At 48.7% G+C, this 26566-nt stretch carries 30 protein-coding genes and 1 tRNA gene; 1 reads left to right on the forward strand and 30 read right to left on the reverse strand.

The genetic code is table 11. From position 1 onward, the window contains the following. Positions 1-4: 4 nt before the first annotated feature. From PSHG_RS14010 to PSHG_RS14040, 6 genes are all read right to left on the reverse strand, one after another. A complete protein-coding gene (locus PSHG_RS14010; RefSeq protein ID WP_010273809.1) occupies positions 5-553 on the reverse strand; it encodes a ubiquinol-cytochrome c reductase iron-sulfur subunit in 549 nt (182 codons plus the stop codon). Between the two features lie 299 nt (positions 554-852). Then, positions 853-1290, reverse strand: coding sequence for a DUF2487 family protein (locus PSHG_RS27690; RefSeq protein WP_010273812.1), 438 nt, complete (start codon positions 1288-1290; stop codon positions 853-855). Next, positions 1287-1802 (reverse strand): gamma carbonic anhydrase family protein, encoded by a 516-nt coding sequence (locus PSHG_RS14025; protein ID WP_010273813.1) that lies wholly within the window; start codon positions 1800-1802, stop codon positions 1287-1289. Before PSHG_RS14025 ends, PSHG_RS27690 begins: the two co-directional genes overlap by 4 nt. Before the next feature lie 75 nt (positions 1803-1877). Beyond that, positions 1878-3074, reverse strand: a complete 1197-nt coding sequence (locus tag PSHG_RS14030) for a hypothetical protein (RefSeq protein WP_010273815.1) — start codon at positions 3072-3074, stop codon at positions 1878-1880. Between the two features lie 799 nt (positions 3075-3873). Next, the gene (locus tag PSHG_RS14035) at positions 3874-4521 is read right to left on the reverse strand and encodes an anti-sigma factor family protein (protein WP_010273816.1); all 648 of its coding nucleotides are present in this window, start codon (positions 4519-4521) and stop codon (positions 3874-3876) included. A 2-nt stretch (positions 4522-4523) separates the two neighbouring features. Beyond that, positions 4524-5111 carry an RNA polymerase sigma factor gene (locus PSHG_RS14040; RefSeq protein ID WP_010273817.1) on the reverse strand — a complete coding sequence of 196 codons (588 nt, stop codon included), beginning with the start codon at positions 5109-5111 and terminating at the stop codon, positions 4524-4526. A 117-nt stretch (positions 5112-5228) separates the two neighbouring features. Between PSHG_RS14040 and PSHG_RS14045 the strand changes: the two genes are divergently transcribed. Next, positions 5229-5543, forward strand: coding sequence for a hypothetical protein (locus PSHG_RS14045; RefSeq protein ID WP_010273819.1), 315 nt, complete (start codon positions 5229-5231; stop codon positions 5541-5543). 448 nt (positions 5544-5991) lie between these two features. Here PSHG_RS14045 and PSHG_RS14055 read toward each other — a convergent pair whose 3' ends face one another. From PSHG_RS14055 to PSHG_RS14170, 24 genes are all read right to left on the reverse strand, one after another. Continuing rightward, positions 5992-7128, reverse strand: coding sequence for a prephenate dehydrogenase (locus PSHG_RS14055; protein WP_010273821.1), 1137 nt, complete (start codon positions 7126-7128; stop codon positions 5992-5994). A 21-nt stretch (positions 7129-7149) separates the two neighbouring features. Further along, positions 7150-8250 (reverse strand): histidinol-phosphate transaminase, encoded by a 1101-nt coding sequence (gene hisC, locus PSHG_RS14060; RefSeq protein WP_010273823.1) that lies wholly within the window; start codon positions 8248-8250, stop codon positions 7150-7152. A 46-nt stretch (positions 8251-8296) separates the two neighbouring features. Beyond that, complete coding sequence (trpA, locus tag PSHG_RS14065) at positions 8297-9103, reverse strand: tryptophan synthase subunit alpha (protein WP_010273826.1); 807 nt, start codon at positions 9101-9103, stop codon at positions 8297-8299. Continuing rightward, a complete protein-coding gene (gene trpB, locus PSHG_RS14070) occupies positions 9103-10296 on the reverse strand; it encodes a tryptophan synthase subunit beta (RefSeq protein WP_010273828.1) in 1194 nt (397 codons plus the stop codon). The genes trpA and trpB overlap by 1 nt, the downstream gene beginning before the upstream one ends. Further along, on the reverse strand, positions 10293-10991 hold the full coding sequence (locus tag PSHG_RS14075) for a phosphoribosylanthranilate isomerase (protein WP_010273830.1): 699 nt from the start codon (positions 10989-10991) through the stop codon (positions 10293-10295). Before PSHG_RS14075 ends, trpB begins: the two co-directional genes overlap by 4 nt. Then, complete coding sequence (gene trpC / locus PSHG_RS14080; protein ID WP_010273833.1) at positions 10981-11796, reverse strand: indole-3-glycerol phosphate synthase TrpC; 816 nt, start codon at positions 11794-11796, stop codon at positions 10981-10983. Before trpC ends, PSHG_RS14075 begins: the two co-directional genes overlap by 11 nt. Next, on the reverse strand, positions 11786-12814 hold the full coding sequence (trpD, locus tag PSHG_RS14085; protein WP_010273835.1) for an anthranilate phosphoribosyltransferase: 1029 nt from the start codon (positions 12812-12814) through the stop codon (positions 11786-11788). The genes trpC and trpD overlap by 11 nt, the downstream gene beginning before the upstream one ends. A 155-nt stretch (positions 12815-12969) precedes the next feature. Beyond that, entirely contained in the window at positions 12970-14502 is a 1533-nt protein-coding gene (gene trpE, locus PSHG_RS14090; RefSeq protein ID WP_010273838.1) for an anthranilate synthase component I, read from the reverse strand. 466 nt (positions 14503-14968) lie between these two features. Then, positions 14969-15340 (reverse strand): chorismate mutase, encoded by a 372-nt coding sequence (gene aroH, locus PSHG_RS14095; protein WP_010273841.1) that lies wholly within the window; start codon positions 15338-15340, stop codon positions 14969-14971. A 2-nt stretch (positions 15341-15342) separates the two neighbouring features. Then, complete coding sequence (gene aroB / locus PSHG_RS14100) at positions 15343-16437, reverse strand: 3-dehydroquinate synthase (RefSeq protein ID WP_010273843.1); 1095 nt, start codon at positions 16435-16437, stop codon at positions 15343-15345. Further along, positions 16437-17600: a chorismate synthase gene (gene aroC, locus PSHG_RS14105; protein ID WP_010273845.1), complete on the reverse strand. Its 1164-nt coding sequence runs from the start codon at positions 17598-17600 to the stop codon at positions 16437-16439. Before aroC ends, aroB begins: the two co-directional genes overlap by 1 nt. Before the next feature lie 563 nt (positions 17601-18163). Then, positions 18164-18334, reverse strand: a complete 171-nt coding sequence (locus PSHG_RS31030; protein WP_010273847.1) for a hypothetical protein — start codon at positions 18332-18334, stop codon at positions 18164-18166. Positions 18335-18555: 221 nt separating this feature from the next. Beyond that, complete coding sequence (locus tag PSHG_RS14115) at positions 18556-19353, reverse strand: CheR family methyltransferase (protein ID WP_010273849.1); 798 nt, start codon at positions 19351-19353, stop codon at positions 18556-18558. 93 nt (positions 19354-19446) lie between these two features. Continuing rightward, a complete protein-coding gene (ndk, locus tag PSHG_RS14120; RefSeq protein WP_010273851.1) occupies positions 19447-19890 on the reverse strand; it encodes a nucleoside-diphosphate kinase in 444 nt (147 codons plus the stop codon). A gap of 52 nt (positions 19891-19942) precedes the next feature. Further along, positions 19943-20917 carry a heptaprenyl diphosphate synthase component II gene (hepT, locus tag PSHG_RS14125; protein WP_010273855.1) on the reverse strand — a complete coding sequence of 325 codons (975 nt, stop codon included), beginning with the start codon at positions 20915-20917 and terminating at the stop codon, positions 19943-19945. Then, positions 20914-21777 (reverse strand): menaquinone biosynthesis protein, encoded by an 864-nt coding sequence (locus tag PSHG_RS14130; RefSeq protein WP_010273856.1) that lies wholly within the window; start codon positions 21775-21777, stop codon positions 20914-20916. The genes hepT and PSHG_RS14130 overlap by 4 nt, the downstream gene beginning before the upstream one ends. Then, positions 21761-22369, reverse strand: coding sequence for a UbiX family flavin prenyltransferase (locus PSHG_RS14135; protein ID WP_010273858.1), 609 nt, complete (start codon positions 22367-22369; stop codon positions 21761-21763). Before PSHG_RS14135 ends, PSHG_RS14130 begins: the two co-directional genes overlap by 17 nt. Continuing rightward, the gene (locus PSHG_RS14140) at positions 22369-23238 is read right to left on the reverse strand and encodes a UbiA-like polyprenyltransferase (protein ID WP_010273860.1); all 870 of its coding nucleotides are present in this window, start codon (positions 23236-23238) and stop codon (positions 22369-22371) included. The genes PSHG_RS14135 and PSHG_RS14140 overlap by 1 nt, the downstream gene beginning before the upstream one ends. Positions 23239-23254: 16 nt before the next feature. Next, entirely contained in the window at positions 23255-23965 is a 711-nt protein-coding gene (locus PSHG_RS14145) for a demethylmenaquinone methyltransferase (RefSeq protein WP_010273862.1), read from the reverse strand. A gap of 15 nt (positions 23966-23980) precedes the next feature. Continuing rightward, positions 23981-24844, reverse strand: coding sequence for a heptaprenyl diphosphate synthase component 1 (locus tag PSHG_RS14150; RefSeq protein ID WP_010273864.1), 864 nt, complete (start codon positions 24842-24844; stop codon positions 23981-23983). 154 nt (positions 24845-24998) lie between these two features. Further along, positions 24999-25532, reverse strand: coding sequence for a hypothetical protein (locus PSHG_RS14155; RefSeq protein ID WP_010273866.1), 534 nt, complete (start codon positions 25530-25532; stop codon positions 24999-25001). Between the two features lie 137 nt (positions 25533-25669). After that, positions 25670-25888 (reverse strand): trp RNA-binding attenuation protein MtrB, encoded by a 219-nt coding sequence (gene mtrB, locus PSHG_RS14160; protein WP_010273868.1) that lies wholly within the window; start codon positions 25886-25888, stop codon positions 25670-25672. 149 nt (positions 25889-26037) lie between these two features. Next, a complete protein-coding gene (locus PSHG_RS14165; RefSeq protein WP_010273869.1) occupies positions 26038-26223 on the reverse strand; it encodes a hypothetical protein in 186 nt (61 codons plus the stop codon). Positions 26224-26324: 101 nt separating this feature from the next. After that, positions 26325-26398 (reverse strand) — tRNA-Pro (locus PSHG_RS14170). Positions 26399-26566: the final 168 nt, after the last annotated feature.

Below are 26566 nucleotides of genomic sequence, written 5' to 3' on the forward strand. Positions count from 1 at the left end.
CTCCTTAGTCAACTAATTGATTCGGGCCCAGACTGCCCAAATACACGAAACCACCCTCAATTTTCACTTCATACTGATCGAGTGGAAGAGGGGAAACGGCTAGATTCTTGCCTTCCTTCGTGTAATGAGCATCGTGGCAAGGACAATAATATTGATTTGGGAATCTGGGATTAGAGTTCCAGTTAACCGTACATCCCAAGTGTTTGCATGTTGGATTCAGTGCAAAGATTTTCCCATCTTCGCCTCTAGCGATCCAAGCTTCCAATGTTGGCTCGCTTTCATACCAGCCATCAATCTGCTTAACAACAAAAGTGAATGACTTTGGTTCATCCGTTATTTCACTTTCTTCAACGACTCGAACCCAATCAGAGTCTGAAGCAGGCTGCAGCAGAGGATCGACGGCGAAGCGCAGCATAGGAAGGACCGGACCTGCCGCCAAAAACGCGGTTGTTCCTCCGAGAGTATAGCCAAGGAATTGGCGCCGCGTCATTTCACGCTTGCCTCCATTAGCCCTCGTCGGTTGCTGCACTCTGTGGTCTTTATGCTCGCTCATGTGCTAGATTTACCCCCTTTGGCCATATATCTCACGTCGATTTCGACAAGTTTTACATTTATATACTAGGACATAACTTATAATAGCCTACGGCTATATAGGCGTCAAGAACGACAACCTGTCTATGTATGACGATTCGGAAAACGTATTAACTTTTTTAACGAAATTGTCACATCTTGTCCCTTGCTTTTTTCGGCTCGATGATTTTCAAAGATCCAGAATCGGAATTCACAATATTCATTGCAGATTCCATGAGAAATCCTCATCTTCTAACGATAGCTTGTCCTGATCAACGTTTATCATTCATCTTCCGTGGAATTTTCAGCCTCCTGAGACCAGCACGCTTCGACTAATTCACGCACCTGCAGCTTGCCCTTAGCTCCATCCTTAGCACGTATAAACAAATCGCATGCACTGAACTCCATCTGATTCAATCCTGAATCCGACGAGATGACAATTACATAGCGGAAGCCAAGCTCCTTAAACCCAAGACATAATCGGTTGACATGATCAATAAATGCTTCATCATAGGTTACATAGTGCAAAGCGGGATAAGTAACAATTCTCCCTTTAAACGGGAACTCCACATAATCCATTATATCCCGGAGCTTCTCCAGTTCCTCGGTCACCTGCCACGGGTTCTGATCTCCGGTCAATCCCGTAATCGGCAGCAGACAAGTATCCATATAAGGGCGCAGTTCCTCCCACTGCTCCTTGTTTACTTCGCTGAACTTCACAACCTCTCCTCCCCTCTGTATTCCCTGCCTTTTATCACATAACTGGCGGCCGTCTGCTTCATTCTCTCCAAATCCGCCTCGGTCAGCTCCCGGACGACTCTCGCCGGAGTGCCTAAGGATAACGTGTACGGCGGAACTACTTTGTTCTCCGTCACGACCGAGCCCGCACCAATGAGACTGTATTCACCGAGCACTGCGCCGTTCAATACAATCGCTCCCATGCCGATAAGCGAGCCTTTACCGATTTTGCAGCCGTGGATGATAGCGCCGTGCCCGACCGACACCTCGTCCTCCAGCCATAGAGGCTGATTCGCGTTAACGTGACCTATGCAGCCATCCTGAATATTGCAGCGTGCTCCGATCTCAATTGGCGAGAGATCCGCTCTTAGAACCGCATTATACCACAGACTGCTTTCTTCCCGGACATTTACCTCCCCGATAAGCTTGACTCCATCCGCTAGGAATACGCTCGGGTGAAGCTTAGGAAGCTTGCCTTTGTAGCCAATGACCATGTCTGTCCTCCGTACCTTTATTGTTCCGATGCCGGCTGCCCCGTGATTGTAGCAGAGCCCGCCAGAAGTTGTCAATTACGGGCTATGACTATCATCCAGTTGGATTTTCTCGTCTTCCGGAACGTAGCTTCCTTGTATGACGCTTGAGCCTAATTTATTGATTTGAACAACCTGTCCATGCACACTGTGCTCACCCATCTTAAGCATGCCCAAATGGAGCAGCATTTTCAATATTTTTTCCTGTAAAATAGCCTCTGGCTGATCATAGTAAAAAGGCTTGATCAGCGGCAAAAGCACCTGCTCCAAAGAACGGACCGTCGTCCACTCCGCTGCCAGCGTTTCAATCCATTGAACGATAGCCTGCAGATTTGGCACAGCTCCCTTATAAAGCTTAAGCCAGAATTGATACAGCGCCTTGATGCTCTCTTCCTTCCTTGCTGCAAGCCGTTCTAGTCCAGCGCTGCTGACAAGCAGCTGCTCTCCCGTTTCTTCAATCAGATGCTGATAATATGCATAATCATAGAGAAATGAAAAGCGGGTCGGGTATTCCCTAAACCTCCGCCCGTACCCGAACCTCCAGGCCGCGCGCCCCGGAAGCTCCTCTTGAACAGCCATCCCTTCAAGCAGATGCTGAAGCGGCCTCTTATAAATAAAGCCTTCCGCCGAAAGCTGGGGGCCATTCTGATGCACATAATGAAGAAAAAACAGCAGATCGTTGCTTAGCAGCCCCTGTTCCTCGCGGTAAACCTCCGGCTCTTCGCCTATCACTTCCAATTGCGAGGAAAAACGGCCGGCCAAAATCGCTTTTATCCTTTTTTTAATATCCCGCGGAACATGAAATAAATATCGGGTATTTTGCGAATGGCCATTGAACAACCAGCCTCTATGCTTGTTCTTCAGAATGAGTTCCCGCGGGTTCCAGGCGCTGATCTCTCCCTGCTCCTGCTCCTGCTCCTGGCCCTGGCCCAGATTCTGGTCCAAGGCTCCGTTACGGGAAGAACCGTCCGAGAAGCGGGTCTGATTGGCCCGAGCCAGCAAATCTTCCAGGCTGAAAGACTCCCGCTGGTCGAACAAGAGCGTATTCACAAACCGGATTTCTTCAAGACTCATGTCACCGATTTGCTTTTCCAACACATCTTTGCGTGTGGCATTGGATAAAATCGATTGGATCAACTCATTCTTGGAATGGGTGTTGCATTCGCAAGCATAAGTTTGAGCAATCTTGCTCAAATCTGCAATATCCGAATAACTCAGCATATCTGCCAAATTCATAGGTTATCCTCCGTTCATCCTTTTAGTTTTAGTATGAACGGAATTTGACAGGATATTCCTGTGACAAGCTATTCCTCCTGCTTCATTCAATTCTTATTTAGCTGCAGCATACTGCACAGGGCTGTCCAGAAAGGCCACCCAGAATGGTTGGCCCAATAATACGAATTTTCGAAGATGCACCGACTCTGTAGACCGTCTATAGAGTCGGTCCACAGTGATGGTCCAAAGAGTCGGTCTACTAGGTTCTCCGTCGAGCAAAGGTTTCAATATGAATCTTCGCCAGCGCCTACGGGGTAAAAGTATACGGAAAAATCGCATGCATTACCACACAACCAATCAGAGAAGATGGTTTTAAGGTGTTGCTCTAATGACTACTAATGAACCTTATCCATGCAAATTCTGCGAGAAGCGCAAGTTGCCTTGTGAGGTGCGTAGATTTGTGTGAAGTACATAGAATGGCGCGTCGGTCCGTGAAAAGTATCGCGAGGTGCATAGATTCCGTGAGATACGTAGATACTGTGATTCACATAGATTCCGTGAGATGCGCAGGTCCGTGATGTGTTTCGCGAGGTGTTCCGTCTAACGCTCACTTCGTGGACTGGACAAGGTACACGTCGAGTTTGGGATTGTGGCCATTGGCCCGCAATTTATTGAAAGCGGCAGGCATCCGCCCTCTGCTTTCCTGGCCAAGCAGCCGCACAAAAAAAGTTGAACGGAAAACGTTTTTTCCGCTCAACTTTTTATTTTTGGGGACTTATTGGACTGCCCCTTTCTTATGTGAGTCATTATTCTATACATGTCAAGCCTTCATCCGCGACCACCAGTTCAAAATCAGCAGCGCGGCAGTAATCCCCAAAAAGGACAGGACAACCAGGTAATCCGGAATCGTCTGAATTGGTCCTAACTTGAGAGGCTCGATAAGAACCTGGGAAGGAAGCGAGCCTGTGCTCATTAACCCGGTATCCACAGGGTGGTAATTATCCGAAGCGCTAACGGCTTGATGAAAACCGAATTTGCTTTGCTCCACTGCAAGGGGATCGTGGGGCTCTCTGATTACCAAAGAGTAGAGAAAGCTGAACACAAATACCGCAATGCATAATGCGATGAATGCAGTCAAATTACGGTGTGCTTTATAAGGTATGGAATAAATCCGATCAGCAATTGGAATTCTCCATGATTCTTTAGTGTAAATTTTATTCATGACCGAGCCGGTTAATGTTTCTGCAGGCTCTGGGATTGATGCCCCGGTTAAGATGCTGTTATTTCTGTTACCTTCACCAAAGTCCAGTTCTGCCTGTATCCAGTTATAGCTTTCTTTCCACACTGCCAGTTCTTCCGCACAGTCGGGACATCCGGCTGCGTGTTCATCCACTTGCAAACGCCGTTGATCCTCAGGCGACATCTCCATATATTGTTCGAGGATCTTCTGAACGTCAGCACATTTCATTATTAGTTCATCCCTTCACCATCAATAAAGATTGGTTCAAGAACGTAAGACTCCATCTGAATTCTGACGCTTGCTCTCGCTCGGAAGAGTAGGGATTTAACTGCGCTTACTGTCTGGCCGAGAATATTGGCAATTTCTTGATAATCAAGCTGATCATATTCTCTTAATATGAGTGCGGTTCGTTGCTTCTCGGGCAGATTGTTTATCGCATTCCTTACCAGCAGCACCTTCTCATTCCGAAGAATGGTCTGCTCAGGCAAGGTCTCAGCCGACGCTTCGGGAGTATGGCCGCTTTGTTCCAATGATACTTTGGCGTACTTGTGCTTGCGAAGTTCACTAAGAACCGTATTCCGCGCAATAGTATAAAGCCATGTAGAGAAAGAAGCCTCCACCTCACGAAACGTGGATAAACTCCGGTAAGCTTTATAAAAAGTTTCCTGGCACAAGTCATCGGCAATTGCGTCCAATCCGGAGCTTTTCAGCATGTGATAAACAAATGCGTAAATCTTCCGTTCATAGCGCTGCATCAATTCAGCATAAAGCTCAACATTGCCGTCCTTGATTTCTCTTATTAACTGGGAATCGGTCATTACAAACGATCCTCCTTGAGATTTCACGTTTGTTATCCCAGCTTTACTTGTAATACTAGGCTGGGAAGAAAAAGTTGCGGTCATGGAATAAGAAAAGCTTCCAACGATGTCCATGCGATGATGAATAACCCGGTATTAGCGGTAACTTTTCATGCCAATCAGAAAGCGGATTTTCGGATATCGAAACTTATTCTTTCTGATGTGGTAAGAAAAGCTTCCAACGATGTCCATGCGATGATGAACAACCCGGTATTAGCGGTAACTTTTCATGCCAATCAGAAAGCGGATTTTCGGATATCGAAACTTATTCTTTCTGATGTGGTAAGAAAAGCTCAAGAGCAGGATAGTGAAAAAAATCTCATGATCCTTATGTGTATGAGCATACGTAACGCTCCTAGCAAACATGACAAAAAGATTGGAGGAAAACCTTAATTCGACAAATCTTCATGTGGAGGATGGTGGAATCGTTTCATGCTTCTGGAATGAATACCTTCGTCAAAGCCTACTTAAATTCCTTCTTTTTCGCCAAGATTTTCATATTTATAGACGACATATATGGCAAAATTGTTTCAATAATTTTTTAAAATCCATATGTAGTTGTTTAAGAAGAAAATTTCCCTATATGTGGATTGCAGCAAATAACATAACCGGTCTGCCGTTCAAATTTTTTTATCTAGCTCGGGAAAAAACAACAAGCGAGTAAAAAACGCAAAAAAAACCACCGATAAATCGGTGGCTGCACAGTCGTGCAATTCGGATAGGAGTGGAGAGAAACCATACTGTACTTTTATTATATGTATCCGTTTTCAAAAAGTCAACGCTTTTTTTGTAAACGTTTTATTTTTTTGTACACAAGCCTCCCGAAGGAGGCCTTTTCTTGTTAAACATGTACCGAATATTCCGGCTTCAATAGCTGCACAGCACGTTCGAAATGCTGCTCGTCCCGAAAGGACAGCCTTAATATGCCCGGGGCATCTGCCCTGCTCTCCAAAATTTGAATGTTGCTCAAATTAATGCCTGCTTCCCCGAGCCGGGTCGCCAGCTTTCCGACAATTCCCGGATGGTCCGGAACATCCACATACAGGTCATAAGTCGCCACCAAAACGCCCTTGCGCCTTTCCGGCAATTTGTTGCGGAAATGCCCCGCACGCTGAAAGGCCTGTTCGATACTTTGGCCGTCTGCTTGCTCAAGCATTTGCACAAATTGCTCCATGCGCTCATTCCAGTCACGCAAAAGCTCGAGCATTACATCACGATTGTTAACGAGTATATCCCGCCACATCACCGGATCTCCGGCCGCAATCCTCGTAAAATCACGGAAGCCGCCAGCAGCCAAATTCTCATACAAAGTGTTCGCTTCGTTATAATCAACAACCTGATTCACGAGCGCTACAGCTATGATATGCGGCAAATGACTGATGGCCCCGACAATCTGGTCATGCTGGACGGGATCCATCTGCACAATTTGAGCGCGCGTATGACTTAATAGCCCGGTTAATCTTTCATAAGCTTCTGAGGGGGTCGAATCCATCGGAGTCAACACATAAAACGCATTCTCGTATAAATAGGAAGAGGCCGCTTCAACTCCCGAGCGTTCCGAACCGGCCATCGGATGGCCGCCAATAAAGTGGACCCCATCTGGAATCCACTTGCGGGCACTGGACATTACCGAAGCTTTAGTGCTTCCCACATCAGTAACAATCGCTCCAGGCTTCAGCGGAAGACACTGCAAACGTTCCAAATATTCATCCAGCCGTCCAACCGGAACACAAAGAAAAATAAAGTCAGCGCCTTCCACTGCCTCGGAGAGCGAAGTAGTCGCTTCATCCACCACTTCGCGCTGGAGATATTTGTTAACCGAGTCCGGGTTGGGAGAAAACCCGCATATTTTAACCCCCGGCTTGCCCTTAAAGCAAAGAGCGAGCGAGCCTCCCATTAAGCCAACTCCGATAATCGTAATTTTGGTGAAAGCGGAGCTGTCCGTTGATTTATTGATTTCTGTAATCCCTATATTCATCTAATCAACCTTATCTTCAATCTACGCTTGTACCGGCACTTCGGCCAATACGGATGCAAGCGCTTGGATAAATTTTTCATTCTGTTCCTGACTGCCTACCGTTACCCGAATTTTCGTCGGGAAATCGAGCTGATGCCCTCCGCGGACAATTATGCCTTTGCGCAGCAAGCCATCAAAGACTTGACCAGCCGGACGCCCCACATCTACCATAATAAAATTGCCGTATGCCGGAAAATAGGACAGTCCCATCTCAGAGAACTGTGAAGTTAAATATGTAATGCCTTTGGCATTAGCTTCACGGCACTGCTGGATGAACGCTTCGTCCTGTACGGCTGCCAGTGCTGCCGCTTGACCGAAACGGGACGTATTAAACGGCTCGCGCACTTGGTTGACCGATCGGATCACGTCAGCATGACCGATTCCGTATCCGATTCTAAGCGATGCTAAACCGTAAATTTTGGAGAACGTTCTAAGCAAAATAAGGTTCTTGTAGTTCTTCATTAAAGCGAAGCCGTCCGGATATTCGGCAGTCATATTATACTCGGCGTATGCCTCGTCCAAAACAACTAGCACGTGAGATGGAATCTTGCTCATAAATTGTTCCATCTCCGCATGTGTAACCATCGTACCTGTTGGGTTGTTCGGGTTGCAGACCCAAATGACCTTGGTTTTGTCTGTAATCCGGCTGGCCATCGCATCGAGATCATGCGTTCCGTCATTCAAAGGGACCTCAATGCAAACCGCCCCTTCTATTTCGGCATTGTGCTTATACTGGGGGAACGTATGAGATGCCATGATGGTCTCATCCCCCTGCTCAAAGAAAGCCCGGGCAATCATCAGGATCACCTCATCAGAGCCTGCACCGAAAATAATTTGATCCGGATTCACATCAAAGCGCTGCGCCAGCTCAGCCGTAAGCTGAACCGCTCCACCGTCCGGATAGATGCTTGTATTGCTTAATTCCGCGACAATCGCTTCTTGCGCTTTCGGAGAGCTTCCGAACGGATTTTCATTGGAAGCGAGCTTGATAACCTCGCTTAATCCCAGCTCTTTCTTCACTTCTTCAATCGGTTTGCCCGGCTGATAGACAGGCAGATGAACAATATGTTTTTTGGGCTGCATTGACAAACACCTCAAGTATAAAGAATTAAGTAAACAGTTAATTCGCCTACACTTTTAATTGTCGCACAAAATCACGAATTTGCAAGAGCCCCTGTTGTTTCGTTTGTTCATCCTGCAGCAGTGGAAGCGCCTCTTCTATTGTTCTAACAATTGCGCTGCCTACTACAATTCCGTCACATTTGGGCGCGAAGTTAAGCACCTGCTCCCGGTTGGAAATTCCGAAACCTAGCGCTATCGGCACATCGCTGGCTTCCTTCACTGCAGCAAGAAACTCATCGATCCCCTCAAAAAAGCTCGCCCTCGTTCCGGTAACGCCCAGTGAGCTGACACAATAGACGAAACCGGTTGCCTCACCGGCAATTCGCTGGACCCGTTCTTTGGAGGTCGGGGCCACCAGTGGAATCAGATGAATATTATACTGCTCCGCGAGCTTTAAAACCGGAGCGTTTTCCTCGATAGGCAGATCCGGTATGATAATTCCGCTTACGTCATTTTCTTTAAGCAAATCAAAGAACCGCTCAAGCCCAAGCTGGAGAACCGGGTTATAATAAGTAAAAATAATAAATGGCAATTGACTGCCCCGTTCTCTGCAGCGGCGGGCTGTTTGAATGCAGTCGACGATCGTAATCTTATGCTCAAGAGCACGCTGGGACGAGCGCTGAATAACCGGTCCGTCTGCCAGCGGATCAGAGTAAGGCACGCCCAGCTCGACGATATTGGCTCCGGCCGCTTCCAGCTCGAGGATGATCTCTACGCTCGTTTGCGGGTCAGGATCTCCCACTGATATAAAGGGAATGAGCGCTGTGCCATTCATTTCTTTTAGCGATTGAAACCTTTCGTCTATCCGATTCATTATGCGTCTCCCCCCAGCACATTCATGATTGACTCGACATCCTTGTCCCCCCGGCCGGAAAGACTCACGACAATTGTCTGGTCTTTCCCCATTGTTGGCGCCACCTTGATCGTTTGGGCAATCGCATGGGCGCTCTCTAATGCCGGAATAATCCCTTCCTTGCGGCTCAGCAGCTGGAGAGCATCCATCGCCTCCTGATCAGTTATCGGAAGATATTGAGCACGTCCGGAATCTTTCAAGTAGGCATGCTCAGGCCCAATTCCCGGATAGTCGAGGCCGGCGGAAATGGAATGAGCGGGCTGAACCTGGCCGAACTCATCCTGCAGCACATAGCTGAGAGATCCCTGGAACACGCCATGGGTGCCTTTAGTCATCGTAGCCGCATGCTCGTCCGTATCCACGCCTTTACCGGCGGCTTCCACCCCCATGAGCTTCACTTCGCTGTCCTGAATGAAAGGGTAGAACATGCCAGCCGCGTTGCTGCCTCCGCCTACGCAAGCGACGACGAGGTCAGGCAGCCGGCCTTCCGCTTCCAGAATTTGCTTGCGGCTCTCATCGCCAATGACCCGCTGAAAATCACGGACCATCATCGGATAAGGATGAGGTCCTGTGACACTGCCAAGAATATAAAATGTATCTTCAACATTCGCCGCCCAATAGCGGAGCGTTTCGTTACAGGCATCCTTGAGCGTGCGCGTACCGGAAGTGACCGGAATAACTTCGGCGCCCAGCAGATTCATCCGAAACACGTTCAGCTGCTGCCGCTTAGTATCCTCCTCCCCCATAAATACCTTGCACTCCATGCCGAGCAATGCCGCAATCGTTGCTGTCGCCACCCCGTGCTGCCCGGCTCCCGTCTCGGCAATCACCTTTTGTTTGCCCATCCGCTTTGCCAGTAATGCTTGGCCAATCGTATTGTTGATTTTGTGCGCTCCAGTATGATTCAAGTCCTCGCGCTTCAAATAAATTTTGGCTCCGCCGAGATGTTCACTCAGCCGCTTGGCGTAATACAGCGGAGTAGGCCTCCCAGAGTACTGCCGGAGCAGCTCCTGCAGCTCTTCAATAAAGTCTCTGTCCTGACTATAATGCCGGTAGGCCTTTTCCAGCCCCAGCAGTGCATTCATTAACGTTTCCGGAACATACCGCCCGCCGAAAGCACCGAACCGGCCATGTTCATCTGGCAACTGATTCATAATCCGATCACCCTTCTCACAAATTGTTTGATTTTGTTAACATCCTTCACTCCATCTGTTTCCACACCGCTGGATATATCAACCCCGTCAAGATCATACGTATCCAGTAATCTGCTCACGTTCTCGGGATTTAGTCCGCCGGCTATAAACAGCTTCATTCCCGCCTGATGGGCCTGCTCATAAAATTCAGGGATAACCTCCCAGGAAAATGTCTTTCCGCTGCCCCCGCCATGAACCGGGTCATGAGTGTCCAGCAGCAGAGCGCTCACACTATTCCCGTATTCCGCCACTTGCCATGCAGCTGGTCTTACTGGTTCAGAGGCAGAGCATGCCGAGGCAGCTGAGAAGGAAATGGCTTTAAAAATGTCGACTCCGAACCGCTGCTGTACTTGAGTGCAAAAAGCAGGACTTTCCTGCCCATGCAATTGAATGACATCCAGCTGCGCTTCCTCCATCGTTTGCTCGAGAAGCTCCAGAGTTGGATTGACAAAAACGCCTGCCGCTTTGGGCCTGAGCGGTTCAGGCGACTCTTTGACCGCCCGTATCAGTTTAGCCGCCTGCTGAGCTGTAACCTGACGGCGGCTCGGGGCAAAAACTAAGCCGATGTATGTTATCGGCAAAGATTGAATATCGCGTATCACCTGTTCCGTTTGCAGTCCGCAAATTTTGATTGCTGTCGGGGCGTTACCTGTCATGCCCAAGCCCCTTTTCCGCCGGTAATCCCATCAGGCTGCTTACAGCCTCCTTAACATCGGCCCTGCGCATGAAAGTTTCTCCAACAAGCACAGCATCTGCTCCAAGCGAGGACAGATAGGCAATTTCCTCACCTTTGGAAATTCCGCTTTCACTGACAATTACGGTCTCCTGCGGAATATAGGCAATCAGCTCCTCGGTAGTCTTGAGGTCCGTAACGAACGTCTTCAGGTTTCGGTTGTTAATTCCGACCAAATCCGCATCCAGCTCCAGCACTGTTTCCAGCTCTCTCCGATCATGCACCTCAACAAGAGTATCCATGCCCAGATCCCTGCTTAGAGCAAGCAGTTCCTTCATTTCATCCTTGCTCAAAATAGCGGCAATCAATAATACAGCATCCGCTCCCAGCAAGCGGGCTTCGTATACTTGCCGGTAATCGATTGTAAAGTCCTTGCGAAGCAAAGGCACCCGCACAGCTTCACGAATCGCCTGCAAATACTGGGCGCTGCCTTGAAAGTACTGCTCATCTGTTAAAACGGAAATGCAGTCCGCTTGCGCTTCTTCGTACTGAACAGCAAGCAACACCGGATCGAAGTCCGCACGAATCAAGCCTTTTGAAGGCGAGGCTTTCTTGACCTCTGCAATCAGTCCCAGGCTGCGGTTCCGGCCATCTTTCATGAGTTTTCTCCGGAAGCCTTTCGTATCCGGCAGCTGCGAAATATTCTTTTCCGCTTGCCCCAGGGAAAACTGGCTTTTCAAGTGTTCTACTTCTTCCTTCTTGGTTGCTACTATGCGATCAAGATACATGGCTTAATTCTCCTGTACAAGTAATTAGTTGATCCAGCTTGCTCATCGCCTGGCCGGAATCGATAAGCTCTCCGGCCAATTTTACACCATCCGTCAGGGACGGGCAACGCCCGGCCACATAGAAGCAGGCTCCCGCATTGGCTAGCACGATATCCCGGTAGGCACCCTTGGTTCCACCGAAAATGGAACGAATGATCGCCGCATTCTGCACAGCATCGCCTCCTGCGACCTGCTCGAGCGGGTATGTGCTTAATCCCAGCTCTTCAGGTGTGATCGTATAAGTAGACAGGCTTCCATCTTTCAATTCCGTTACTTGAGTTGGGGCCGATATGCTGATTTCGTCCAGTCCGTCATGGCTGGAAACAACCATCCCTCTTGTTAATTGCAAGGATTTAAGCACTTGAGCAATCAATTCCGTTTTAGAGCGGTCAAACACTCCAAGCAGCTGGCGATCTGCCCCAGCGGGATTGGTAAGCGGGCCAAGCAGATTGAACACGGTACGGACGCCCAGCTCTCTGCGCGGTCCGGCAGCATGCTTCATGGAAGGATGATAATGCTGGGCGAACATAAAGCAAATGCCGATTTGCTCCAAACATCTGGAAGCCTGATCCCCGTCCAATTGAATGCTCACCCCAAGGGCTTCAAGCACATCCGCACTGCCGCATTTGCTGGACATGGCGCGATTTCCGTGCTTCGCGACCCGAATGCCGCCTGCTGCCGCTAAAATCGCAGAAGCGGTCGAAATGTTAAAGGTACTGGCGCCATCGCCACCCGTACCGCAAGTATCGAGCAGGCCATTATTCACCGTGTCCACCCGGTTGGACATCGCTCTCATCGTCTCCGCCAAGCCGGTAATTTCTTCTGCCGTTTCCCCCTTCATGGCCAGAGCCATGACCAAGCCGCCAATTTGTGCGGGTGTCGCTTCCCCGTTCATCATTTCGCGCATAACCTGCCTGGCCTCTTCCCGGCTTAAATCCTGCCGCTGCATCACCTTGCCAATTGCTGATTTGATCATCATCAACGTCCCCATCCTTTCCCCAAATCGAAAGTTTATTGCCCGAAAACCGATAATGGAAAACCGCATGCACCCATGTGTTCACTTAAATAATTTTCGGGATGCAGATTCGATGTCCTTAATCATGAATTAGTTCCGCACTGCTTGAGCGAACCGGTTTAGTAATCTGAATTAGCCGGCGCCACAGGCTGCCTCTGCCCGAACATCTCTTCTGCGGTACGGATTGACTTCAGCATCGCCTTAGCCTTGTTTACAGTTTCCTCATACTCTTTTTCCGGAACCGAATCCCAAACAATCCCCGCTCCTGCTTGGACATAGGCTTTGCCATTCTTGAATACGATTGTCCGGATTGTAATACAAGTATCCATATTGCCCGAGAAGCCCAGATAGCCGATAGCCCCGGCGTACGGTCCTCTTCGTTCGTTTTCCAGCTCTGCGATGATTTCCATAGCGCGGATTTTCGGTGCTCCTGAAACAGTGCCCGCCGGTAAACAGGAGATAAAGGCATCATAAAAATCTTTATCTTCTCGAAGCTCGCCAACGACGTTGGATACGATGTGCATAACATGCGAGTACCGCTCTACCTCCATGTAACTGTCACAATGCACACTGCCGAAGCGTGATACGCGGCCAATGTCGTTGCGTCCCAAATCTACGAGCATCAAATGCTCCGCCCGTTCCTTCTCATCGGCCAGAAGCTCCTGTTCAAGCAGCGCATCCTCTTCCGGAGTGCTGCCCCGCGGACGCGTGCCGGCGATCGGCCTAGTCTCTACTTTGCTTTCCTCCACCCGCACAAGCAATTCGGGAGAGGCGCCAACGATCACTTCTTCTCCCATTTTTAAATAGTACATATATGGAGAAGGGTTCATTGTGCGAAGCACCCTGTATACATGCAGCGGGGATACTTTCGTTTCGATCTCAAAGCGTTGGGACAGCACAACCTGGAAAATATCACCTGCACGAATATACTCCTTCGCTTGAACGACATTGTCCATATACTGCTGCCTGGTCATATTGGAGCAGAGCTCGCCCAGCTCTACCTCCTCCGAATTAACACTTCTCGTTATGCTTGTCGAATATACCGGCTTTTGCAAACGCTGCACGATTTCATCGATTTTGCGGCAGGTTTGTTCATGAATGCTGCGGATTTCTTCATCGCTGGCCCCCTCCGGCAGATGGGCATTGGCCACAACGAGAATTTGCTGTTTGAAGTGATCCATGACGATCACCTGGTCACAGAACATAAAATGCATATCGCTGGTTCCCAGGTCATCATTGCGGTGCTTGGGAAGCTTTTCATAGTACTGAATTAAATCATAGCCAAAAAAACCTACTGCCCCCCCGGTAAACCTCGGCAAGCCCGGCAAATTCGGACTGCGGTATGAGCGAAGCCTCAATTTTAAAGCATCCAGCGGCTTATCCCGAAACGTCTCGGTTTCCCCTTCTCTTGTTATGGACAAGACGCCATCCTTCGCTTTAAGCACCATGAAAGGATCTGTGCCAATAAATGAGTAACGAGCCCATTTCACACCACCCTCTACACTTTCCAGCAAAAACGCATTCGGTTCATCATAAAAATGCTGGAATAGCCTTATTGGAGTTTCCGTATCCGCTAGCAGGCGGCGGACGATCGGAATCAGGTTATACTTTCCTGCTAGTCGGGTCGTTTCTTCAACACTCGGGCTGTACATGGGCATTCTCTCCTTGTAACTGTATTCGGCTAAGCATTACAACAGGGCATGGCAGCTATCTTTGTCGGGAACACGCAAGATGCGGATTAGGCACTATTCCGCACGGAGCGGAACTCCCTTAGTGCCACGAATAAGGCCAGCGCCTAAAATTTCCTCGGGAAAAACAAAAAAACCTCTACTCGCATAAGTAGAGGTTTGTATGTAAATGATTAGTATTATACCTGAGATACGGACAAATAAAGGCGCTCGCTGCAGCAAGAAAGAGCCCTTCTCTCTGCACTGACAACACCTGGTTTCACGATAAATCCTCATCTCATCTCAACACACTAATCTCTACTCTACTGTTCTCTACTCTGAAACTCAATCTAGGTACTGACGGTTGACAATGTCAACCTATACTTCTCCTACTATACCTGACGCAAGCCGGACCCGTCAACTGTTTTCCATAAATTCGGGTCAGCAAACACTACTCCGTTTTGACAATATCCGGCCGCAAGCTCTGCGCTTCGTTTAGGAAAATATGATGGATTTCGTCCTGACGCTTGTTGGTATTCACATGAACCATGAAGCGAATGCATTTGGGCAGACTGGGCTGCACCGGAATTTCCAGTGAGCACATCAGCGGTACAAGCTCCCACCCCGGCATTTGGCGAATTGCCTTGGCGGGGAATGCAGCAGTTAAATCCTGTGTGGTCGTCACGAATACACTGCAAATATCTTCAGGATGAACCTCGTTTTTGACGATCAATTCATTCATTAACTCTACCGCTGCTTGCAAAATTTCATTTTCTTCATTATTTTGTACGGTTGTTGCGCCGCGAATTCCCCGAACCCACATCGTTATTCCTCCCCTTTTAGCTCGCGTATCGTTTCTCTAACCCAATCGGGGGAAATATGCTTGTTGATTTCCACTTGTCCGATCCGTGTAGGGATGATAAACACCATATTGCCGTCTTTGAATTTCTTATCATGCATCAAGGACTTCATGATCCGCTCTTCATCCAAATGAGCCGGAATTGCAGTGGGAAGCTCAAAGCGCTGCAGAAGCCCGCGCGTCGTATGCAGAATCGATTCCGGGTAGCCCAGGCGGACGGCCAATTTGGCTGATCCTACCATTCCGATCGAGATCGCCTCCCCGTGCAGCAATTCCCCATAGCCGGCAACGGCTTCCAGGGCATGCCCTATCGTATGCCCCAGATTAAGAATGGCCCGCAGCCCGTTCTCCTTCTCATCCTCGGAGACAACTGCCGCTTTCACCTGACAGCCCCGGAACAACGCATACTCCAGCGCCTGCGGTTCGAGGGCAAGCAGCTGAGCGGCGTTATCGTTCAGCCATCCGACAAAGGCCTCGTCCCAGATCAACCCTTCCTTGATGACCTCGGCAAGACCGGAACGCACTTCTCGTGGCGGCAGTGTTTGCAATGTGTCGATGTCATAATAGACAAATGCGGGCTGATGGAAAGCTCCGATAATATTTTTGGCCAAGCGGTGGTTGACCGCCACCTTGCCGCCAACACTGCTGTCATGTGCCAGGATCGTTGTAGGCACTTGGACAAACCGGACGCCGCGCATGAAGCTTGCCGCCACAAAGCCGGCCAAATCTCCGACTACGCCTCCCCCAAGGGCAACGATGGTCGAGTTTCTGTCCAATCCGGATTGCAGACATATCGTTATTAGCTCTTCCAATTGGGCAAGCGATTTGGAAGCCTCGCCATCGGGAACCAAACCTACGGCTACGGTATAACCGGCCTGCTCCAGGGACTGCTTCAGCCCATCGAGATAATGGCGGGCAATCTGTTCCTGGGATACAACGAGGACCGGAGAGGATTGGCGAATGCCGTGTTTGACAAACGCCTCTCCGATGTGCGGCATAATGCCGGAGCCAAAATAGATTGGATAAGTCCTCTCACCCAAATCAACCAGCAGCTCTTTCATTAGTACGCACCTACTTGGGCCAGGTACTGATTGTAATTTGCGCGAATCTCCTCCATGGAGTCTCCGCCGAATTTCTCCAGGAAAGCTTGGGCGACTTCCCATGCCACCACATTCTCCATAATCACACCGGCAGCCGGTACAGCACACGTATCTGAACGCTCCACCTGAGCAGTAAATGCTTCTTTCGTATCGATATCTACGCTTTGCAGCGCTTTGTACAGGGTAGATATTGGCTTCATTACGCCACGAACCACAATCGGTGCACCGCTTGTCATGCCGCCTTCAAATCCTCCTGCGCGATTCGTCGAACGGTAAAAGCCGCGATTTTCATCATAGTGAATTTCATCATGAACCTTGGAGCCTCTGCGTTTGCCAGCCTCGAAGCCTATGCCGAACTCCACCCCTTTGAAAGCTTGGATAGACAGCACGGCTTGAGCGATACGTCCGTCCAGCTTGCGGTCCCACTGTACATGGCTGCCAAGGCCGATCGGCACGCCTTCCACGATCACTTCTACAATTCCACCTAGTGTGTCTCCGTCTTTCTTGGCGGCATCGATGGCGGCAATGATTTGCTGCTCAGCCTCTTTATCGACAACGCGTACAGGCGATTCCTCGGTGATGCGAATCAAATCATCGATCGGCAGATCTTTTCTCTCGACCTCAACTTCGCCAATGCGTACCACTTGAACCGCGCATTTGATCCCGAATTGGGCGAGAAAATGCTTGGCAATCGCCCCCACAGCCACACGCATGGTTGTTTCTCTCGCACTGGAGCGCTCCAGAATATTGCGCAAATCCCGCTGATTATATTTGATGCCCCCATTAAGATCGGCATGCCCCGGTCTAGGGCGGTTTAATCGTCTGCGGCCTTCATTTTCTTCCGTAGGCGGCTCGGCTCCCATCACCCGTGTCCAATGCTTCCAGTCATTATTTTCCACAACAAGAGCGATTGGCGCACCAGTGGTCTGACCATGGCGAACACCGCCCAGCAATTGAACCGTGTCTTTCTCAATTTGCATCCGCAATCCGCGTCCGTAGCCCTTCTGGCGGCGCGCAAGCTGCTCATTAACGACTTCCGCCGACAGCTCCAGATTGCTCGGCATTCCTTCTATAATCGCGGTCAACTGTGGACCATGTGTTTCACCTGCTGTTAAGTATCTCAAATCCGTTCCCCCTCATATTCCGCTTCCGTTAAATTTACTTTGAAAGTAAACCCTCGCATGACGGGCAATCTTCGGAAATCTCGGGAAATCGCACCTCAATCACTTGCATTTGTACGATAATTCGGTACGTCGTTCAAAATGCAGGCTGAAGGCACGCTAATCCTATCAATCCTTAGCCATGTTCATGCTTGAGTTGTGGCCGAAAGACCATGTTTGTTTTCGCACTTTAGCGCTTTTATGTGCTAATTATAGTACAGCCTGGGTCTTTTGACAAGAAAGTTTCCCGCAACCCGGCATCCATGTAGCTAATCATATCACAATAGTCTGGGCGGTTGAACTAATCGCCGCCTTATCACAAACGCTGTATCACTACAACGACCCCGCAAAGAGAAGCTTTCACCTCGATATCTACTCAAACAACATCAAGGTTACTCCAGGGAAACTTCCCATTCTATATTCAACAAAAAAACGCACCCGGTTAGCAGCATCCGAGTGCGTGATGGTCACAAAACTTATATAACCTGCAAGTTAAGTTATCCGCTATCGGCTCTGGCCGGTAAGCGTCAGCTGTTTACCGGTTGCTTGCGTCTCCGTGGAGCCGATAGCTTTTCCTGGGAAATGGGTTTGCTTACCATCCCCATAATTTCCATGGAATCAATCCCTAGAATTTGGGCGCATTCTTTAATCGTAATGAACCCTCTTTGATAAGCCGCAATCACTTTACGTTTATCCATCGTACAATCCTCCTTGCGCCTATTCCCTTCGATCATCCATGCATGGGGAATAAGCAGCGGCAACCCATGCAATCAAGATCTGGTTGAGCATTTTGCATCCTTCAGTATGGATATCCGCCTTAAATCGGCAGCTACGCTTCAAAGGTTAGCTGGGATTTAGGCAAATGCCCGGTTAATAATGGTTGCCTGTTAGTATGTATTATGGGAAGGGATGGAAAAGATTATACTCGTGTCGCCATTTTGCGATAAAAAAACGTATCGGCCGGCTCCAGATTATAAATGGCGGGCGTAAAGATTTGCTCTGTGCTGCCCACAAACAATATTCCGCCAGGCTTTAGAGCGGTGGCAAATTTTTGGTACAGCTTGCGCTTGGCCTCTTCTGTAAAATAAATCATCACATTGCGGCAAATGATCAAATCAAACCCGTTCTCAAAAGAATCCTCCAGCAAATTATGCTGACGAAAGACCACTTTGCTCTTCAACTGAGGACTGAAGTGGTACATCCCTTGATCATAGGTAAAATAGAGCTTTCTTAGATCTGAAGAAACCTCTCTTAGCGCCCGTTCGACATAGCTCCCCTGCATGGCTTTGTTCAGAATGGCCTTGTCCAGATCGGTAGCCAGAACCTCTGATTTGTTAACGGCACCAAGCCGATCGAGCAGCATCATTAAGGTGTACGGCTCTTCGCCTGAGGAGCAGGCAGCACTCCAAAATTTCAGCTTTGAACCGTCCGGCAGCTTCTGCAGCATTGGGATTACAAATTCCTTCTCCAATGTGCTCCACCGTTCGGGATTACGAAAAAACTCAGACACATTAATAGTCATTCGGTCCAGCATTTCATTTAATAATTGTTTATTGGTTCTCATCTCACCCAGGAGGGTTTGAAAGCTGGCGAAGCCTTTCTTCTGCCGAAACATCGTTAATCTGCGCTTCATCTGAGCTTCCTTGTACAAATTCAAGTCGATAGCCGTCATGGCCTTGAACTGCTCCGTAAAATAGGAAAAATCTCTATCCTCCAAGTCCGGACTCCTCTCATCAAGCACACGCTTGTCCTAATTGGAGAGTCTTGTTCTAAATCCCGAATAAAGCCTCTCTAACTGATTTATCGGAATTTAAATCCAGCGATTTAACGTTTTTTCATAGCTGACCAGCTCTTCCGGAGCAAAAAAATTGCCAATCTCGCGCGCTGCGCTCTCTGGTGAATCTGAGCCGTGAATCAAGTTAAAATTCGTATGGGCGGCATAATCACCGCGTATCGTTCCTGGTGCGGCCTCCAGCACATTCGTCTTCCCGATGACGGCACGGGATAATGGAATAATATCATCACCCTTCCAAACCATGGCAAAGACTGGCCCCGATGTAATAAAGGAAACCAGGTCTGCGAAAAACGGCTTGCCTACATGCTCCTCATAATGAAAGCGGGCCTGCTCCTCCGTAACCTGAAGCAGCTTGGCCGCTACCAGCTGAAATCCTTTTCTTTCGAAGCGGCTTATAATTTCACCAATGACACCACGCTGTACTCCATCCGGTTTGACCATCAATAAGGTTTGCTGCATTGTACATTCCTCCTGAACTGTTTTTTTAGGTTTCAGTCAATGAGTATTCGTTTTAATATGAACGATTTCCTACAAAATGAGCAACTTTGGTCAAATCTTTTTTTGCTTGTATATCTGGAAGTGATGAGATCGCCTCGATCGCTCGATCAATATAACGGGCTGCTAAAGACTCTGCCCGGTGCATCCCGCACGTTTGCTTTACCTTCTGGAGAATAGGAGCTACATCCATTTGCCCTTTGGCTTTGCGCACACGGTCGATATCTAGGATCAGTTCTTCCCTGACCTCGTCCTCCTGCAGAGCATAAAGCACCGGCAGCGTTATATTGCCCTGCTTAATATCGCTTCCGGGCGGCTTGCCCAATTCTTTCTCTGAGCCGATGATGTCCAGCAGGTCATCGCGGATCTGAAAGGCCATGCCAACCGAGTACCCGTAGCGGTACAGCTGATCCGACACCTCCTTAGAGGCTCCAGCTGCAATCGCTCCCAATTGGCAGCTGACCGCAATCAGCAGAGCCGTTTTGCGCTTGATTCTCAGCAAATAATTGCGCACGGTCTGGTTGGTGTTGTAAAAAAAGCGGATTTGCTCCATCTCTCCAATACATACTTCCACCATGGCGTGGGACATAATCTGATGAATTTGCGGATTAGGGAGCTGGGTGACAACACCAAGCGCTTTACCCAGGATATAGTCACCCGTATACATCGCAACGCGGTTGTCCCACTTGGACTTGACGGTAAGCTGCCCCCTGCGGGTGTCCGCATCATCGATTACATCGTCATGCACCAGCGTCGCCATATGAATTAATTCCAGCGAAACGGCAATATACTTAAGCCTGTTTATATCGTATTGGCCAAACTGTCCCGCCAGCAATACGAATATGGGCCGCAGCCTCTTGCCTCCTGCTTTAAGCAGATGAGCGGAGCTTTTTCTCAGTTCAGGATGATCGGAATCCACATTTTTCTCCAGCTCTTTCTCTATAAAGGATAAATCTTTTTTCATTCTCGCATATAAATCTAAAATTTTCATTCGTTCACCTGTATGACGGTTTTATTTTGCCAGATTCGCAAATGGGCCGGCTCCTCCAGCAGGCCTAATTCCCAGGCATACTGAAAGTACAACCGCAGCCCTTCCCATTGAGCAGGGCCAAAATCATAGGTAAGCTGCGAGAAATAATGTTCCCAATAGGAGGCTGTACCTCCAATAGTTTGCTGGGCCTCCGCAATCATTTCCTGTGGATCAGCCATCCCCTTGCTCTTGCTCCATTGAAAAGCTTCGAGCACTCGCTGCAGCAATTCCGGCTGTTCCTTGACGACCTGCTCGCGTACAGCCCATACGGCAAATGTCATGGAACGGCCGGTTAGCCGATGCCATAATTCGCCTAAATCCGTAACCTGGAAGCCGCGATCCTGCCAGCTTTCGCGAATTGCATCATCTCCAATCAACAGAGCTGCATCAGTCGACTTCATCATATCATTTAAAGATGGCGAAGCATAGAAATATGTAGGATTTCCGCCGTAATACTTTGCGATAATGATTTTCAGCAAATTTACTGAAGACGCCGATGTAGTCGGAAGCGCAATCGTGCCATTCACGATCTGCTCCAGCGGTTCACGATGAAATAACAGGATGGAATTTACCTTGCCTAGCGCGCTGACTGACAAATCGGGAAACAGCACATAGTTTCGGCTATTCTCACCATAGGCAAATGACGAGATCGGTCCCATATCGATCCGTCCTTCAGCCAGTGCTTTGTTCAGGCTGGTGGGAACCTCCAGCATCAGCTCAACCTCTTCTGCAAACTGCGATAAAGGGAAATAATAAAAGATTGGCCAAACATTCGTAAAATTAATCCTGCCTATGTGAAGTTTTCTAAGATTGTTGTTCATCTCGCTCTCCCCATCTCACGAATAAATCGTGCTCGATGTCCATCGCATCCAGCACTTTGCCGACCATAAAGTCGACCAACTGCTCAATTGATGCCGGATGATGATAAAAACCCGGCATCGCAGGAATGATTCGCGCCCCCATCCGCGACAAGGTAAGCATGTTTTCCAAGTGGATAGCATGCAGAGGTGTCTCCCTCGGCACGATTATTAAGCGCCGGTTTTCCTTCATCATTACGTCAGCGGCCCGCTTGAGCAGGTTATCGGATGCTCCATGGGCTATTCCCGATAAGGTTCCCATCGAGCAGGGAATAACGACCATGCCTTTTGTTAAGTGCGTCCCGCTCGCTATGCTGGCCCCGATGTCCTGCAGCGGATGATAGACGAGCTCTCCGCCCCATGGAACCAAATGTTCCTGAAGCATTTGCTTTCTTTGGGATGCGGCCCAGCCGAGCTCATCCCCCAATACTCTCCAGCCGGCGTCTGTAATGACCAGATGAACGGTGTTTCCTCTTTTTAACAGCTCCTGACACAGCCTTACTCCATAGATAATACCGCTCGCCCCAGTGAAGCCTAACACCCATTTGTCGGACATTATGTCACCACCAAATCAATTAGCGTAAAGCAGAACATAACGACGCTCAAGGCCCCGTTCATTGTAAAAAAGGATACATTAACTTTGGACATGTCCCTAGGAGAAATAATGGCATGCTCATAAATCAGGATGACACAGGCGATGACCAAACCGGCGAAATACCACCAGCCCAATGCATCAATCATAAAGAATAAAGCAAACAAGCCTATCGCCGTCACAAAGTGGAAAATCTTGGCGATCCAAAGCGATGCGGAGAGCCCAAAGCGGCTAGGTATGGAATACAGCCCTTCCTTGCGGTCAAATTCAAGATCTTGACAGGCATACACAATATCGAAGCCAGCCGTCCATAAGGCAATAGCGATATAAAACACCATCGCCGTCCAATTAATCTCCCCGGTTACCGCTACCCATGCCCCCAATGGCGCGAGCGCTATAGTCATGCCTAACACGAGATGGCAAGCCCAGGTAAATCGTTTCGTATAGGAATAGATGACAAGAAAAAAAACCGCAACCGGCAGCAGCTGCATAGCCAAAACGGTAAGCTGAGAAGCAGCAATAAACAGCAGAACAAAAGACACGGCTATAAAAATGTAAACTTCCTTGGAGCCCAATAATCCGGCTGGAATAGCTCTTCCGGCTGTTCTCGGGTTCTTCTTGTCGATAACCCGGTCGATGACCCGGTTCAGTCCCATTGCCGCACTGCGCGCTCCTACCATGGCGACTGTAATCCAGCCAATCTGTGCCCAGGTAGGAAACTCTCCAAACATAACAAAGGCCCCCAGCAATGCTCCCATGTAAGCAAACGGAAGGGCGAAGAGCGTATGCTCAAATTTGATCATTTCCATAAATATCGAGACTTTTCTTAACATGCCAGATCACCTTCGATTAGTTAGCTTTATGTCCAATATGCAAAGCAGCGATTCCGCTCATCAAGGGGTATACCTCTACCCTCTCCATGCCAATAGCGCGAAGGCGGTCCGCCAGCTCCTTATGGTTAGGGAAATCAACCAAGGATTCCGGGAGCCACTTGTACTGCTCATGCCTTCTAGCAATTAATTTGCCCAGCAAAGGGAGCAAGTGCTTAAAATAAAAATAGTAAATCGCTTTGAACGGCTGCCAGGTAGGCTTGGACAGCTCCAAGGAAACGACTTTGCCGCCGGGCTTGACGACTCGCAGCATTTCACTCAGCACCTGATCCACATCCGGGACGTTTCTAAGAGCAAAGCCAATCGTCACATAATCAAAGGTGTTGTCTTCGTATGGCAGCTCCATTGCATTACCGCGAACTAGCGTGATCTGATCTTCCAGTCCGGCATTTTTTACCTTTATAGCCCCATAGTCCAGCATATTCTGACTGAAATCCAGCCCAACCACGCTGCCGCTTCCGCTTGCTTTGGCCAGATCAATCGTCCAGTCACAAGTACCGCAGCACAAATCGAGCGAATGGCTGCCTGGCGAAACATTCATTTTTTTCATCGTAAAAGCTCTCCACGCCTTATGCCGACGGAAGCTAAGAATGTCGTTCATCATATCATACTTCGGGGCGATACTCTCAAATACAGAATGGACGAACTGCTCCTTCGACTTCATCTCCATCTCCATCTTCTCCCCTCACCATTCCTTGACCAAGGCTTGTCCGGTCCATTGTCTATCGTAAAGCTCCAGGAGCGGCCACAGGCCTTCAACTAACAAAGTGTCGTCGAGCTGCCCGATGCTTTCCTTAACGAGCTCTAATTGAGTATCCAGCAAGTCATCCATTTTCGATAAAAGCTCATATTTGTGAATTAATGCACGAACCTTGAGATGCTCTGGCTGGGCAGCAACCAGATAACTATGTTCCTCCCGATTAACCTTGCTCAGCAGCTGCCAATAGGCCCAGCTGCCGGCAAACTCCAAGGTTGAGTTCATACGCAGCCGTTCACTTACGAGGACATCACAACGGGTAAATGCCAGCAGCAATTCAGGCCACCACTGCTGATGCCGCTTGCTCAGCATTGGCGTAAAGGACAAAAACAGCTGCATTTGTATCGCGACCATCTGCTGCAGGTAGTCCTCCGGTGTAAGACGGCGGGATTTCATGCTCAAATATAAATCCATCTTCATCCGGTTCACCTCGCAGATTGCCGCGGCAAGCTGCTGAATCTGCTGAATTTGTCCTGCCTGGGATAGCAAATGATAGAACCTGGAACTGAAATAGTCTCCAGCTAAAACACCAAGCTGCAAGGACAGCTTCTGCTTTGAGCCTTCCTTGCCGCCTGATTCCGTTATCCGCTCGTGAGTGTCAAGCGCCACCTGCACGAGAGAGGTCACTAAAGCATACAAGTCGCGATTGCTCTCCTCAACGCCGCCGGCTTGTAAAAATAGATGCAGAAGTGTCGTTCTAGATTCCGGAAACTCCGGCAAATCGGTATGATTCTGTATCATATCATAGTCCATGTAAGGCTTCGCCATCGCTTGAATTCGGGATATTGTCATTTGGGGCCTCCGAAGCTTCCAACCTGAATAGAATAAATGATTAATTGGATTGAAATATACAACATCCAATTATAGCATAGTCTAACCTTATTTCATAAGGTTAAAATATGACGATTTTGCTGTACTTTCTCCCCCTATCGGCCCCCTCCATACCCTAATAGGGATGAATCTCTTTCCAGGCTTGGGTATAGGTTATCGTGAAGCTGGACTGCAAATACTGACGCAGTTCACTTGTTCCACTCTCCTTGGCTGGGAACGGCAAAAAGTCGTCATGACTTCTGGCATCCAAAGCGATCAGCAGCTGCCCGTCACGTTCCTGACGATCCTTGGTTTCCATAATCCGAACAAGAAGCTGCTTGACATTACCATGATCCCCGAGAGCAAACCTGACCAGCTCATATAAATCTTGATATACCCTGCTAGAGGCAACATTCGGAGGCGCGGCCAAGTCGATGGACAAAATCCCGTCATGGAGCTGGACCTTTCGCAGAGCGAGCTGCAAACGGACCTGGGTAAGCTTATCCACCAGATTGTCATCCGTCAGCTTTGAAGAAAGTGTTTCTTTAAAAGCAGCAACTTCCCTTTCATTCATCGCATTAATCCTCTCCCATTGGGGCAGTAAGCTGAGCAAAAAAGCGATAGCAGCAGTCATTAGACACACTGTTAAAATTGTGGTTGGCCTTTTCATTCAGAAGTTCCCTCCCCCGATTGGCCATTACGGGTACCTGCTCCCCCCTTTGGCCTTCATCAAACTGTAAGCTTCACAGCCTGCCTACCACCATTGTACAAAGAAAAAATGCAGGCTATGCCTGCATTTCCCTAAAATTATTCATCTGTGTCTACAACTCCGTGCTTAGTCAGAATTTCAGCCTTCCCACGAATTTTGATTGCAGACGTATGCTCCGTAAATTGAGCCAGCATGACCTCGCCCTTATCCAGCTTCTCCGTATGATGGAACCGGGTGTCTTGTCCTCTTGTCAAACCAATGACATGAACTCCGTTTTCTTTGGCCTTAATGACAAAAAAATCTCCTTCACAGTTCAAGTCGGCGTCCTCCCATCTTATACTCAAAACGTACGGGTAAATCTTGCATTCTCGCAGCCTGTCCACCTAATCATGCGGGAAAATACTTAACATGTCAACTGCTCGGAATTCCGTACAAGCAGAGATTAACTTGGCGGATTCTCAAGCAACTAAGTCTCTTTGGAGATCAGCCCCATCAATACCAGGGCAGCTCCCGCCAGATACTGGATTACAGCAAAGACAGCTGAAGGCGGTGCGGTTCCTGCGCTATAGGCCAATGAGGAACTGATACTATGTAAATAGTAAGTTAAAACAATGATTAGCAGGCCTGAAGCGAGGCAAAGCACATTTTTCATTTTTATCCTCCTCTGTATAAAAATCGAAGGTTGGAAGATTAAGATCAGACTATAAAAAAAGCATCCCTCTAATCACGTTAGAGGGATGCCGCCGGCTTCTATCGGAGTAACAGGATTTGAACCTGCGACCTCACCCACCCCAAGGGTGCGCGCTACCAGGCTGCGCCATACCCCGGAAACGAAACCGCAAACAATAGTATAGCCGTTTAAAATCATTTCGTCAAGGTAAATTATGCAAGCAAATTTTCAAGATAATCCCGCAATGCGGGGTTTGGCTTAGCAGCTCGCCCAGGTGCTTTGCAAAGGTCGAAACCCTTATAAATTCTATTAGTTTGAGCATTTT

This window comes from Paenibacillus senegalensis JC66, assembly GCF_000285515.1.
GTDB classification, from domain to species: domain Bacteria; phylum Bacillota; class Bacilli; order Paenibacillales; family NBRC-103111; genus Paenibacillus_L; species Paenibacillus_L senegalensis.

What these genes read in the sequence shown, in the direction of transcription:
- PSHG_RS14130 (WP_010273856.1), bottom strand. Translation starts at nt 21,777, where the DNA reads ATGAACAACAATCTTAGAAAACTTCACATAGGCAGGATTAATTTTACG.
- PSHG_RS14030 (WP_010273815.1), bottom strand. Translation starts at nt 3,074, where the DNA reads ATGAATTTGGCAGATATGCTGAGTTATTCGGATATTGCAGATTTGAGC.
- trpC (WP_010273833.1), bottom strand. Translation starts at nt 11,796, where the DNA reads ATGTATCTTGATCGCATAGTAGCAACCAAGAAGGAAGAAGTAGAACAC.
- PSHG_RS14145 (WP_010273862.1), bottom strand. Translation starts at nt 23,965, where the DNA reads ATGGAGATGAAGTCGAAGGAGCAGTTCGTCCATTCTGTATTTGAGAGT.
- PSHG_RS14135 (WP_010273858.1), bottom strand. Translation starts at nt 22,369, where the DNA reads ATGTCCGACAAATGGGTGTTAGGCTTCACTGGGGCGAGCGGTATTATC.
- PSHG_RS14150 (WP_010273864.1), bottom strand. Translation starts at nt 24,844, where the DNA reads ATGACAATATCCCGAATTCAAGCGATGGCGAAGCCTTACATGGACTAT.
- PSHG_RS14040 (WP_010273817.1), bottom strand. Translation starts at nt 5,111, where the DNA reads ATGACCGATTCCCAGTTAATAAGAGAAATCAAGGACGGCAATGTTGAG.
- trpA (WP_010273826.1), bottom strand. Translation starts at nt 9,103, where the DNA reads ATGAATCGGATAGACGAAAGGTTTCAATCGCTAAAAGAAATGAATGGC.
- PSHG_RS14025 (WP_010273813.1), bottom strand. Translation starts at nt 1,802, where the DNA reads ATGGTCATTGGCTACAAAGGCAAGCTTCCTAAGCTTCACCCGAGCGTA.
- trpE (WP_010273838.1), bottom strand. Translation starts at nt 14,502, where the DNA reads ATGTACAGCCCGAGTGTTGAAGAAACGACCCGACTAGCAGGAAAGTAT.
- PSHG_RS14140 (WP_010273860.1), bottom strand. Translation starts at nt 23,238, where the DNA reads ATGTTAAGAAAAGTCTCGATATTTATGGAAATGATCAAATTTGAGCAT.
- PSHG_RS14075 (WP_010273830.1), bottom strand. Translation starts at nt 10,991, where the DNA reads ATGACAGGTAACGCCCCGACAGCAATCAAAATTTGCGGACTGCAAACG.
- hepT (WP_010273855.1), bottom strand. Translation starts at nt 20,917, where the DNA reads ATGAAAATTTTAGATTTATATGCGAGAATGAAAAAAGATTTATCCTTT.
- PSHG_RS14165 (WP_010273869.1), bottom strand. Translation starts at nt 26,223, where the DNA reads ATGAAAAATGTGCTTTGCCTCGCTTCAGGCCTGCTAATCATTGTTTTA.
- PSHG_RS14055 (WP_010273821.1), bottom strand. Translation starts at nt 7,128, where the DNA reads ATGAATATAGGGATTACAGAAATCAATAAATCAACGGACAGCTCCGCT.
- aroH (WP_010273841.1), bottom strand. Translation starts at nt 15,340, where the DNA reads ATGTGGGTTCGGGGAATTCGCGGCGCAACAACCGTACAAAATAATGAA.
- ndk (WP_010273851.1), bottom strand. Translation starts at nt 19,890, where the DNA reads ATGCAGCAAACCTTATTGATGGTCAAACCGGATGGAGTACAGCGTGGT.
- hisC (WP_010273823.1), bottom strand. Translation starts at nt 8,250, where the DNA reads ATGCAGCCCAAAAAACATATTGTTCATCTGCCTGTCTATCAGCCGGGC.
- PSHG_RS14010 (WP_010273809.1), bottom strand. Translation starts at nt 553, where the DNA reads ATGAGCGAGCATAAAGACCACAGAGTGCAGCAACCGACGAGGGCTAAT.
- PSHG_RS14035 (WP_010273816.1), bottom strand. Translation starts at nt 4,521, where the DNA reads ATGAAATGTGCTGACGTTCAGAAGATCCTCGAACAATATATGGAGATG.
- PSHG_RS14045 (WP_010273819.1), top strand. Translation starts at nt 5,229, where the DNA reads ATGATGAATAACCCGGTATTAGCGGTAACTTTTCATGCCAATCAGAAA.
- trpB (WP_010273828.1), bottom strand. Translation starts at nt 10,296, where the DNA reads ATGAATCAGTTGCCAGATGAACATGGCCGGTTCGGTGCTTTCGGCGGG.
- PSHG_RS14155 (WP_010273866.1), bottom strand. Translation starts at nt 25,532, where the DNA reads ATGAAAAGGCCAACCACAATTTTAACAGTGTGTCTAATGACTGCTGCT.
- aroB (WP_010273843.1), bottom strand. Translation starts at nt 16,437, where the DNA reads ATGAAAGAGCTGCTGGTTGATTTGGGTGAGAGGACTTATCCAATCTAT.
- trpD (WP_010273835.1), bottom strand. Translation starts at nt 12,814, where the DNA reads ATGATGATCAAATCAGCAATTGGCAAGGTGATGCAGCGGCAGGATTTA.
- PSHG_RS31030 (WP_010273847.1), bottom strand. Translation starts at nt 18,334, where the DNA reads ATGGATAAACGTAAAGTGATTGCGGCTTATCAAAGAGGGTTCATTACG.